At 48.7% G+C, this 12764-nt stretch carries 7 protein-coding genes; all 7 read left to right on the top strand.

Features of this window, described 5'->3' with window-relative positions:
* The first annotated feature begins 58 nt into the window (after positions 1-58).
* From WJU16_RS00855 to WJU16_RS00825, 7 genes are read left to right on the top strand one after another with little or no spacing between them, the layout of a single operon-like run.
* On the top strand, positions 59-2986 hold the full coding sequence (locus WJU16_RS00855) for a hypothetical protein (protein WP_341836435.1): 2928 nt from the start codon (positions 59-61) through the stop codon (positions 2984-2986).
* A 2-nt stretch (positions 2987-2988) separates the two neighbouring features.
* Positions 2989-4083: a hypothetical protein gene (locus tag WJU16_RS00850; protein WP_341836434.1), complete on the top strand. Its 1095-nt coding sequence runs from the start codon at positions 2989-2991 to the stop codon at positions 4081-4083.
* Positions 4084-4086: 3 nt separating this feature from the next.
* A complete protein-coding gene (locus WJU16_RS00845) occupies positions 4087-4578 on the top strand; it encodes a hypothetical protein (protein ID WP_341836433.1) in 492 nt (163 codons plus the stop codon).
* Positions 4553-6058 (top strand): hypothetical protein, encoded by a 1506-nt coding sequence (locus WJU16_RS00840; protein ID WP_341836432.1) that lies wholly within the window; start codon positions 4553-4555, stop codon positions 6056-6058. The genes WJU16_RS00845 and WJU16_RS00840 overlap by 26 nt, the downstream gene beginning before the upstream one ends.
* Positions 6055-9864, top strand: coding sequence for a hypothetical protein (locus tag WJU16_RS00835; RefSeq protein ID WP_341836431.1), 3810 nt, complete (start codon positions 6055-6057; stop codon positions 9862-9864). The genes WJU16_RS00840 and WJU16_RS00835 overlap by 4 nt, the downstream gene beginning before the upstream one ends.
* Positions 9861-11984, top strand: coding sequence for a hypothetical protein (locus WJU16_RS00830; protein ID WP_341836430.1), 2124 nt, complete (start codon positions 9861-9863; stop codon positions 11982-11984). Before WJU16_RS00835 ends, WJU16_RS00830 begins: the two co-directional genes overlap by 4 nt.
* Entirely contained in the window at positions 11977-12753 is a 777-nt protein-coding gene (locus tag WJU16_RS00825; protein ID WP_341836429.1) for a hypothetical protein, read from the top strand. Before WJU16_RS00830 ends, WJU16_RS00825 begins: the two co-directional genes overlap by 8 nt.
* The last annotated feature ends 11 nt before the right edge of the window (positions 12754-12764 follow it).

Raw genomic sequence — 12764 nt, 5'->3', positions numbered from 1 at the left:
TTGAATTTTCATTAGACAGTTATTCCCGCATCCATTTAGACGATTAAGGAAGATCCTTATGCCTTTACACCGACTGTTCGCAGCGATTTGCTGCCTCGGCGTGGTTACTTTTGCGCGCGCGCAAACAATACCTGACCGCGTACCCTATACCATGGATTCCATGGTGAAAAATAATCGACTTGCGGCAAATATCCGGCAAACCCTTGTGGACTCATTGAACCACCAGGCCAGGCAACTGCAATTTAATTCTCGTTTCCATTTATCTGGAGCCACTGGTGATTCCATCGCGGATCCGGCGATGAACTCCCGGCATTCCAACTCCCGGGTATTAAAAGATTCCACAAATGATTTCGGCGCCAGGCAGGCGCCAGATAAGACAGATACGCAAGCTGCCAGTGTCTTGCGGGATTCGATTGCGTCCAATGTCCGGCAGTTTTCGCAATTCCCCACTGCCACCACACCCTGGCAATTCGCCAAAGGTTTACACCAGGATTCACTGCCCGATGTACTTACGCAGAAATCCCAACATGTAGCGCACCCCCCCGGCGTCAAAAAATCCCTGCAACTTGCCAATGGTTTACGCCAGGATTCATTCCCAGATGTACTTTCGCAGGAATTCCAACGTGTAGCGAAACTCCCCAGCGCCACCGCACCCCGTCAACTCGCCAATGGTTTACGCCAGGACTCGATTTTCGAAGCGCTTGCGCCCGATATCCGGAAGACCGGTAAAGCACTGGTGCCTGGCGTCGTCAATAATCTCGCTTCGCAAAATTTCCAGTTGCCGCAGGGGAGCTTCAATGGGTTGCAGGAGCCCGTCCGCCAGCAGTTCATGTCCTACATCCAGGCCACATCCACCCCTGCGAAATTCAATCAATTGAAAACGGGATTCGGCGCCCTGAAAGACTCCGCACGCATGGAGCGCTTCCTCGACGACAAACTCCGTGGATTCTACGCCCTGCTTAAAGACCATCCCGCTGCCGGCCAACTTAAACTCCCCGGAAAACCAGAAAATAAACTACAAAAAGCCGGTGCTCAAACTTCTTTCGGCGATACCACCGGGAACGCATCCGGATGGTGGAGCAATGTGGAAGTGCAGGACCGCTTCTCCCTGGGAGCAATTCCCGTTAACCTGCAATACGCCAACGTTTCCGGGCACAGCCGTTTCGGCCACGCCCTGTCCGGCGAAAACCTGGGCAACTTCAAATTCGATCGCGAGGTATACCTGCAGAAAGTTTCCGCCCACATCCGCAAGCACTACGACCTAAAGAAATATTTCCTCGACGACATCGATTTTAAAGCGCAACTGAAACAGTTTACCGGCGAACGCCTCAAAGCCCTCGACACAAAGAGCGACAGCATCTCGAAGCTTATCCGGCCGGAGGAATTGATGTATCTGGATAGCATCCAACTGCGGAACCAGCTTTTCGCCAACGCCGGACAACAAAACCTGAACCAGTACAAGGATTCCACGCTGGAGCACCATCTGTCCAAACTCATTGCCCTGCAACGCGAACTAGGCGGCGGGCTGGACAGGGACGCCATGCTCAAAAGTCAGCATCAGCTGAAGTCCCGCATGGAAAAATACATGCAAGACCCTGCTTCCGCCGCGGAAATGGCACCTGACCTCTTGCCCATGTCTGGCCTGCAACGGCTATTCATGAAACTAAAGGAATTGAACGCGGGTAACATTGCTGCCAATGCCAGTAAAGGCACCGTGTCCGATCTGTTCATGACCGGGGCGGCAGGTAGCCTGATGAATAAAAATAAACTCCTGATGATTGGGGCCGGTAAAACCCGCCAGGCGCTGCCGTATGATATTGGTCTCGACGATATGCAGCAGGCGCCCTCCCAAAGCATCCAGTTCCTCCGGATGGGGAAAGGCGACCTGGATAAGCCCCATCATCACGTTTCCATGATTAATGCCAGCACCCGCAATGATAAGCGAATGCCCAACGCGCGCGCGCTGATGCAGAATGTATTCGTGGGCGCATTGTCTAACCGATTGTCGCTCGGCGACTGGGGAGATGTGGACTTCGAATTGTCCAAATCGAATACCAGTACGGGTGGTGGCGGTACAGTCGGCGATCATGCCGCACAATCCAAAGCGGCGATCGCGCATTTCTTCAACGATTTCGCCACTACGTTATCCACCAGTCTGGAATACAATTCCGCGCTGCCGGAATACGGTCTTACCCAGTCGGTTTACTTCAATTATTCCGGCATGGGTTATAACAACCCGGGTAACCCTTATTCCCGGCGTGGTTCCACGGCATACGGCCTGCAGGTCAGACGTTCGTGGATGAAGAACAAGGCCAGCGTGCAGGTGCGTACGGATTTCCGGAATACCAGCCGGTCGTCGCTGGCCGGCAGCCAGTGGAAGAACCGCACGCTTGCGCTGGACGGGCGCCTGCGCGTTTCGCGGCAGGTTACATTATCCGGGCGCTTGCACCAGAGCAGCATGTTCGCCGATGGCGACTACGGCCGGCAGGAACAATACCTCAACCGGAAAGCAAGCTTTAGCTCGCAATGGAACGGCAGGATGGGAGGGCTACGGTTCATCAACCAGTCGTCGCTCGGTTTGCAGCAGATGCATTACCTGACTGCGGGGGATCCTGTAAAAAGTTTGTTCCTTACTGCTTTTGTAAGCCATTCGATCCCGGTGGGAGAGAAGTTGGTTACGGCCAATGTTTTCTATAACCGCGATATCAAGGATGCGGCAGTGTACGCTAATCTGCTTACGGCCGACGCGGGCTATCAATATCGCCTCGCGAAGTTCCTGCAATGCAGTAGCAGCCTCACTTTCCTCGATAACAAAGGGGTGGTGCGCCAGGCAGGCATCCGCCAGCAGGTGAGCGCCAGTGTGCTGGGGCGCTGCCAGGTGAACCTGAGCGTGGATGCGCGGAAAGACCTGGTGAACACACCGCAGAACTACCTCTATGGGAACTTCCGCAGTGAATTATCCATTTTCTACATGTTGAATCAATAGATATGAAAAAAATTCTGACGGTCTTGCTGATCATGTGCGCCCCGGCTATGGTACTCGGGCAGATAGCGGTGACCTTCCTGCCGGAAGTGCAGGGCCGGACGCTGGAAACCCTGATGGGAGCGAGATTGACGAACGCCGGTCAAAAAGTGCCGTGCATCCTGCAAATCAGGATCACGTCCGCCGGGGGCGGCCTGATCGCGGAAGCGGCGACGCCGGCCTTCGAATTGCCTCCCGGTACAAACATGATCCCGCAGTCCGCCGCATACCGTGCATCGTGGAAGTTCGGGAACAGCCAGCAGGCGACCGTTGTGAAGCAGTCGCACCAATTCCCGGAAGGCGAATATGAATATTGCTTCACCCTCCTGGAAGTAGCCGGCAGTCACGCGGGCGCCGTGCTTGCGGAGCAATGCTTTAACCATATGCTCACGCCTTTCAGTCCGCTTGAGCTGACAGAGCCCTACGATGGCGACCGCATCTGTGACAAACGCCCCACTTTGCTTTGGCAGCCCTTACTACCCGCTATGCCCGGCATGACCTACCGGCTGTTGCTGGTAGAGCTGAAAGAGGGGCAACCCCGCGCCGAGGCACTGCATTTCAACATGCCGGTGATCCGCCAGAGCGGCATCCCATCCCCGATGCTCCTCTATCCGCCCCTGAGCCGCGAACTGACGGAAGGGAGGCGCTACGCCTGGCAGGTGACGGCCGTGAAAGGGGAGACGGTACTGGCGCGGAGCGAGATATGGGATTTTACGGTGAAGTGTGAGGATAGTGTGGCGCAGAAGCCGGTGGACAGTTATAGGAGTATTGATGACCTGGCGAAAGGGAATTTTTATATCGCAGATGGAAGAATTCTGTTTGCGGTGGATAATTATCATAATGCCGCCACGTTGGATTACAAAATTACTAGCATCAGCATGCCAAATGAAAAGATCAGAAAACTACCGAAGCTAAAACTTGCGACCGGCCACAATCATATCGAGATCGATCTGAGATCAGTCAAGGGGATGACTGATGGACATTATTACCTGCTATTGGTGCGGTTGCCCAGCGGTGAGACAAAACAACTCCGTTTTCTTAATAAATCAGAAAAAGAATAGACCATGCGTGTGATATTGATATATACCTGTGCTGCCTTACTATTCCTCTCGTGTAGCGCAAATCGTCAGTCGGCGGAGAAAATGAAGGAATTGTCTTTGTTAGATGAAAAAGAAGCTTCCGGTTGGAGGATGCGGCTGAATTATCTGCCTTCAAATCCCCGCGATACTACAGATTGGAGCCTCGTGTTAAGGGTTGAACATGAAAGTGGGCTTCCGCAACAGATTATTAATGAGCCCCGATTCAGTTTCGGTATAGACTCATTGTTTGAGGTTATCACTTCTATGGACACGCTGGCGCCGTACATGGCAATACGCATTGCGAATGGCATGACCAATGGAGCAGAATATATGTTGACATTCAATCGGCAATCAGTACTGAAGAATGGGGATATCCAGCTTCGTTTTAAGGACTGGTTGTTTTCCCAACGGGAATTGTATTTCCCTGTTAACATGATATCTATTCATCAACTTGACTCAATTTATTCCAGGATATGATCAGACGAAATGCATCGAAGAGGGCAATCGCTATTTTTTTCTCGGCCTGATGACGTTAGAAACATTGATTCCGTTAAAAGGCCTGGCACTTACCAGCGGTCCTGCGCAACCTGAAATGACACAATTCCAGCCCGCGGGCATGAGTGATATGGTGGATTTGTTTACGGGAGATTTCAAGTATAACATACCATTGATAGATGTAGGTGGCTATCCACTGAATCTTACATATGCCCAGGGCATAGGGATGGAAGATGAGGCATCATGGGTCGGCTTGGGATGGAATCTTAATGTTGGGGCCATTAACCGGCAGTTGCGCGGTATACCTGATGATCACGATGGGGATAGAGTTGTTTCAAGGCACCATATGAAGCCAAAGGTGACCATTGGTGGGCGTGTTATGGGCCGTGTGGAAGCAATAGGAAATGAGGTATTGAAAGTAGGCGGCTCGTTGACTGCTGGAATCTTTTATGATAATTACACGGGATACGGTGCTGAAGCTGGATATGGCGGAAATGCAGGTGTGTCGCTGACTGGCAGAAATGCAAGTGGATTAACGGCAGGGTTGAATTATGGCGCCAATTCTAATACTTCAGGAGGAGTGAGTACTACAAGAGGAGCATCTCTTTCGCTTAACAATCAAACATCCAAAAATCTGACCAGCTCAGCATCGCTCAGCTTAACCCAAGGGTACAATACCCGGGAAGGCATTAAGTCTTTAACATTGGGTGCCAGTTATGGACTCTCCAATAAAGCGGTCTATAATGGCGGTATGAATCGAGAAATTGGATCGGCTACCTGGAATTTTAATACGCCGGTATTTTACCCTGATGGCGAAATTGCTTACAAAAGCAAAAGCCATACGTTCTCAATAGATGTGGGTTTTATGGCTTTTGGCATCCAAACTGCTGCAGGATCAAGCGGATACAAGACTGTCAGGGAGGTAAAGGAAAACCTGGTTCAGCATAATGCTTATGGATCTTTGCATGCTCATAACGGAAGAAGTAACCCCAATGCTTTGATGGATTTTATGCGGGAGAAAGATAACATAATGATCCCGGACATTCGACATATCGGGCTGCCGATCGCTACACCGGACATTTTCTCCTTTACCAGTCAGGCTGGCAGCGGACAGTTTAAGGTGTCGGGAGGCGGCACCGGCGTTTTCTTTAATAATCAAAAGGTCGATGTATCTGATAACTCCACTTTCGGTACGGATTATGGTGCAGGGGCATATTTCCATGGAGGTACCTCATTTTATGACCAGGACATAAAGGATATAACCACGAAATGGACAAAGGATAATAATTTTCTAGAGTATGGTGATTATCCTGATCCTGATTCGGCAAAGCGGGACGAGGAACATGCATATTTCAAAGTAATGGGAGAGGCGACTTCGGAAGATCCGCTATTTTCAACCAGCATCGTGAACGAGGATGCCGTCAGCATACCGATTAGCAAGAAAACGCTCAACGGGGGTTGAAGTCGGCCAGCGGAACCCACCAACCCCGAAAATATAAGAAATCCGGGAGGCAGGTCAGAAATACAGCGATTCACTATCTGACCACCGCCGAAGCAACAGCTGGTGGATTGGATAAGAAGATCAGGATATATTCTCCCAACAGGTTTGGGAATTTCTCCGTTCCTTCCTGCCATAAGCCAAATTATAGTCAAGAATCTCGCCATACAACGAACAGAAAGAATCATCATATTTCCGAGATTTCGATGGTGGGACAAGATGGCAGAAGAATGGTGTATGGACTACCCGTCTACAATTTCAGTCAAAAAGAAGTGACATTTGCTGTCGCTCAATCTTTAGTACCAGGTTTTAACAATCGCACCAATAACGAGGTGGGTTATACCGTATCAGGTGGACAGATTGTACATAAGCATGCTGGGACCGACGAATACTATATGGAGCAGCATCAACCAGCCTATGCCGCCGCGCATCTGCTGACTGCGGTTTTGTCTGCTGATTATGTGGATCTGACCGGTGATGGGATTTCGGACGATGATCCCGGTTCCGCTGTGAAATTCAATTATTCCCGGACCGACAGTACTTTTAAATGGCGGACTCCTTTCACGAAAGATAAAGCCACCTTGAACAGAGGGAATCTTGCCGACCCGGACGATGATAAAGGCAATATAGTTTATGGCGAGAAAGAGCTTTATTATTTGCATTCTATCGAAACGAAGACCCATATCGCATACTTTATTACAGATGAGCGCCGCGACGCCTATGGTGTGAAAGGGTTACATGGCGGGGTAGACAGCACCATAAGGCAGAGATGCCTCAGGGAAATCAGGTTGTATAGTAAAACCGACACGATTAACCCAATCAAGACCGCGCATTTCAAATACAATTACAAGCTTTGCCAAGGTGTTCCCAACTCCTCAGATGCAGTGGAGAAAGGGAAGTTGACTCTTGATAAAGTACACTTCACTTATGGGAACTCTTCCCGCGGAAGCTACCATTACTACAAATTTCATTACAATACGAAAGCAACTGTTCCGGGGACTTCCCTGGATTCTATTCCCGGGAATTATAATACTTTATCAACGGACAGATGGGGTTCTTTTAAAAGGAAGGACGGAAGTCCGGGTGGAATGCTCAATGATGAGTATCCGTATTCGGATGCCCTTTCAACAATTCCGGGCATGTGGGCATTGCGTAAGATCGACCTGCCAACAGGGGGATCAATTGAAGTAAACTATGAAAATGATACCTACAGTTATGTCCAGCACCGGCAGGCGATGCAGATGAAGGACTGGCCAGTGATGTTGACGCAGAGTAATGCGGTAACTACTGACATAATGCAAATGCGGAAGTTCAGTATTAACAATGCATTCAAAGCAAATAACCTGGAGGAATTCAAAGAAAGGTATCTCAGTGGGAGTAAGTATTTGTATGGTAAGATTTATGTAAACGTCTCGGATGTGCCGTCTGCGGATACGGCTGATAGGGCGCGATACGACTGGGTGCCATGCTATGCCGAGGTGACGTCTGCCACAGTGAACGGGTCCAATATTATTGTTGAACTGGCAGGATCCACGGTAGACGGAAAGTTCATTAATCCTTTTACAATGGCGGCCTGGCAAAGAATGCGATTGGATTATCCCAGATATGCTTATCCCGGTTTTAAGAATAAGATTCCCGATGATCAATCAGTGAGTGCAGCATTGAAGGCATTGAGCGATGCCATCGGTAATTTTAAGGAGCTGAAGGCGGATTTTAATGAAAGAGGTCTCAGGAAGGGTTTCGCGTCGAAAGTAAATCTCAAGAAAAGTTTTGTAAAGCTCTCCTGCTTTGATAAAACCGGCGGAGGTTCGCGCGTAAAAAACCTTTTGATGCGGGAAACCTGGGATGATGATCCAGAGGAAGTTTCCATCCAGCAGTATAGTTATACGACTACTGCAAGCGACGGACAATTAATCAGTTCCGGTGTGGCCAGTTATGAACCGGGGCTGGGTGGGGATGAAAACCCCTGGAGGCAGCCGGATCCTTACACCCAGGTGAACAGGAGCGCGCTTAATAACGAGTTTTACCTGGAAGAACCTTTTGGAGAAAGCGTATTTCCGTCGCCAGGTGTCGGTTATAGTGAAGTGAGGGTGGAGCAGCGCTCGTCGAGGGACGATGCAGGAAAAACCAGCCAGACAGGATATCTCCAGCATGAATTTTACACTGCCAAAGATTTTCCAACGGAAGTAGCTGCCACAAACCTGGATAAACATGAAAAGAGCCCATCTGGTCTTTCGTCCTTTTTTGGCGCTAGGTTGATCTATGAACTTACCATGTCGCAGGGATATCTCGTGAGATTGAATAATATGCATGGCCAGGTCAAGGCGGAAAGGGTATTCAACCAGGCTGGAAAGGAAATTTCCTCGTCGGAATATTTCTATCATTCGGAGGAAAGAGGCGGCCACCAACGGTTGGTGAATAAAGTGGATGTCGTAGACGAAAACGGTAATATTACCAAAGACCAGATTTTGGGCAGAGAAATGGATATGTTCGTGGACTTGCGGGAAGGAGAAACATCCAACCTGGGTATTTCCCTCAATGTGGGAATCGATCTGATTCCTGTACTGACTTGGGTGTTACCGCTGCCGCACTTTCCCAATACTGCGAACTTCGAATATAGGCTGTTCCGGTCGGCCGCTGTATTGAAAACGATCCAGTATACAGGAATATTGAATAAAGTGGTAAAAAAACAGGATGGATCTATCGTGTCGGCAGATAATCTGTTATTCGACAGTAAAACCGGGCTGCCCGTGGTGACTTCTACTACCAACGAATTCGGGGATCCCGTTTATTCGCTATCGATGCCTGCCTATTGGATGTATGCGCGGATGGGGCATGCTTATAAAAGCGCGAACCTGCTATTGGAGAATCTGCAGACTGATGATAACGGCATCGTGTTATGGCCCTGGAATAATTATCTTACCCCTGGCGACGAACTTATTAATCTCGATATGCTCAACCGCCGTTATTGGGTTGTGAACACCCCGGCGCCATCATGGACTACAAATAAGATTCGGCTTATTGATGCGCAGGGTTTGTTGGTAAAGAAAATAGGTAAAGGGCGCCTCAAAGTGACACGTTCCGGATATCGGAACCAATTGGCGGCTTCTGCCGGAACAATTGTTTGTCTTACCAAACCTTATGACAACCTGCGCCTCAACCTTCCGACCAAAACAGACCTGACTTCATTGCAGGTACTTGATACAAAGGGCATATTGTATGAGGAAGCGTGGGGCCGCCCTGCATCATGTAAGAACGAAGCCTGTCCGGAAGGTTGGCGGTTAAGTGCAGACGGCCTGAAATGCCTGGAGCCGGCAAAGCTGAATCCGGACGTTGGATTTTATGACAGGACAAAGGTGGAGCATGGGTATATTCCGGGACGTTTTGCAAAGCAAACAAAGTTGTATAATGGGGCGTCCAGTACACCTGAAATGGATCTTACGTCCGCGTTCTGGACAGGTATCGGTGGCAGATATGATAAATGTGCTGTGTGGCCATATAATGCACCTGATGGTGTGTTTTATAAGATGACGGCCTACTTCCAGGTACCGGAAACTAAGGAATACTTTATTGGAGCTTGTGGGGATGATGAATACCAGGTAATTATCAATAATCAGCATATCAATGACAATACGCCTCCAATGGATGCTCGAAATTGGGAAATATGGAAAGTACGTCGGGTGACTTTGACGGAAGGCTGGAACCGCATCGATTTTCTGGTTAAGAACTATGGGGGGATCACGGAGGGGGCTTTGAAGTGTATGATGTGAGTAGTGAAGCAGATCTGATAGCAGGGGAAAAAGATAAGATCAGGGTCGCTTTTTCTTCGCATCAGGCTATTTATAACGAAGTGCCATATTATGCATTTAATATGAATGCAGGAGCAAGTGCAAATACTGCCGTTCGGTACTATTGCGGGTCAACTAACAATTCCGCAATTGTTTCCGATCCTTTCCCACATTGTTCTGCTGTCCCCGTTGGTGATTGCCCGCCCGGGTATTTGCAAACGCCGGATGGATTGACGTGCTATAAGCCTTTGAATTTTAATGCAGGAGATTCGATGAGGCTAATTACTGATCGAACAAACTACATAAATTTAACCGTCGCAGAAAACTGGAACAAAGCCGCACTTCTGATAGACTCTACAGGAGTTGTTCGAGCTGAAACTGCAAGCAATTGGTGGCTTGGATATCCATATGCTGGGGATTATAAACAAGGTTGCCCGGGTCGCTTAAGAAATAGGGGTGTGTGGATTGATGATACCCTAATAGCAGGTCAGCGGTTGACCTTTAGGGCTTGTGTGGAGATTGATAGCAATAAGGTCTATTACGTAGGTTATACTGCGTCCCGAAATATTGAGGTGAAAATTGATGGTATATTGTTGGATAATGTTCCGACCAGCGGTGGAGGTTACAGGAATTCAAGTGAGTATTATCACATGAAAGCCAGAAGGCTAACAGTTGGAAAGCATTTATTGGAAGTAAGTACCGAGGCAGCGAATACACCGACTGTACCATCAGCAATGGTTGTTGAAATTTTTGGGCAAACGTTTGAAGAGATATTGAATGCAACGCAAGATATCTCACCATACTGGACCATCAGAAATTTGGTAGGAAGTGACAAGCCTTATGATATGATTGTTTCCACAGCAGGCGGTTCGCCGATAAGGCGGCGGTACAACTGTGGGGGAACGTCACCTGATATGTGTGCTTTAAGTAACGAATGCAGCACTATCCCCATGTCGAGGGTCATTAACCCATATCTCACCGGTCATTTGGGGAACTGGCTGCCATATGTGGAATTCGCTTATCTGACAGAGCGCAAGTCCAGAGAGGATTTTCCGAAAGACGGTCTCCGGAAAGCCGGGCAGTATGAAGCTTTCATGCCTTTCTGGCAATACAATAACGCTATGCAAAGGTGGGTTCCTGTCACTTCTGTATTTTGGTTCCCGTATGATCCGAATTATAAATGGCAATGGGGCACACTTTACAACTGGGTTGCGGCAAGAACTATTACATCGTACGATCGTTACTCACACGAACTGGAAAACCGGAATGCGCTCGGTCAGTTTAGTGGCGTCCAATACGGTTTTAAAGGAGTATTGCCCGTCATCGTCGGTAGCAACTCCCAAAGCAGGGAGTTATATTACGACGGTTTCGAGGATTATAAATTCACGAACCGCTGCGCGCCTTTTGTAGCTTGCCTTGGCGATGATTTTGACGTCCGTAAAATAGTCGGCGCGGCAACCAGTACCTGGCTGGCGGATTCTACTGCCCACACTGGCAAATACAGCTTAAGGATAACGCCAAGTTCGCCGGTAAACCTTAAGGCACAAGCTTACAATTTTACACATGCGCCCGGCAGTTATATCGAAACAAATTCCGAAGGGGAGTATACACGTAAGCCGCAACCGTGGCTCAATCTTTACGGATTTAACCCACAGTCTGATAGCACTTATCTGCTATCGGTTTGGGTGAGAGATAATGCACCAAACGATACCAGCTATCCGCTGCGGATTTCGCTGGATGGAAAAAATGTTACCGGTGTTTTCAAAGCAAAGGTTGAACAATGGAAATTGCTCGAATTCCGGCTGGACATGAAAAAGGTGACCGCCCAAAGCCCGACGCAGTTCCCGCTGACCCTATCCGCTACCGCTGATATCTTCATTGATGATATCCGGATCTTCCCTGAGCGTGGGCAGGCGGTCACTTACGCTTATGACGAAAGTACGATGCGGTTAATGGCAGAGCTGGATGCCAATAATTTTGCGACGCTTTACGAATATGATGAGCAGGGCGGTCTGATCCGGCTTAAAAAAGAAACTGAAAAAGGAATCATCACCATAAAGGAAACCCGATCTTCTTACATAAAAAAGAATCCAAATGAATAAGCGCTTGCTGATGTTTTTAACCGCGGTAATTGTGTTATCAGCGGGTATTATTGCAGCGATGCCCGTTTTCCGAAACACGGAGTCTGCCGGGAAAGTGGAAACGGATGCGCCGGCCGCCAGTGAAACGGTTTCTGCCGCTGAATTAGTGATACTAGAGGACCTGGGAAGCGTATTTCATCGGATGGATAGTATCAAAGCCTTCGAAGTATCAGGAAGTGTTTCCGTTTTAGACCCCGCTGAAAGTATCGGCACAATCCGGCAAATATACCGCTATGCAAAACTGGACTCCCTTGTTTATTATAAGCTGGGCGACCAGGAAATTTTGTCAAATACGGAAATGCAGCTGATTGTGGACCACAAAGCAGAGAAGATCTTTGTCTCCCGATCCCAGCAGGCAATTCCCAATCCATTCCCGTCTCCGAGTGCTATCTCTGCTTTCCTGACAGGAGAGGGGTATTCGATTAAGCAGAAGAAATTGAATGGTCTGCGTTGGATTTCCCTGGAGCGTCCGAATCATATTACCTGTAAAGAATATCGTATTGGTATTGACCATGAAGGATTTATCAGGCAATCCTACTGCCGGTTGACCGACCAGTCAGATCCGCTGAATAATGAAAAAGACCGGATTCTGGAGGCTTCTGCGGATCAATGGATGCTAGGAGAGCCGGCTCTCTCGATTTTTTCCTCGTCCCGTTTTGTAGTGCGTACTGCGGAAGGTTATAAACCCGTATCGGAGTACAAAGACTATGATCTCATTGTGATCCAATAATATTTCCATTT

This window comes from Chitinophaga pollutisoli, from assembly GCF_038396755.1.
Taxonomy (GTDB): Bacteria; Bacteroidota; Bacteroidia; order Chitinophagales; family Chitinophagaceae; genus Chitinophaga; species Chitinophaga pollutisoli.
Note: the sequence above shows the minus strand (reverse complement) of the source record. Positions and strands in the feature narration are given on the sequence as shown.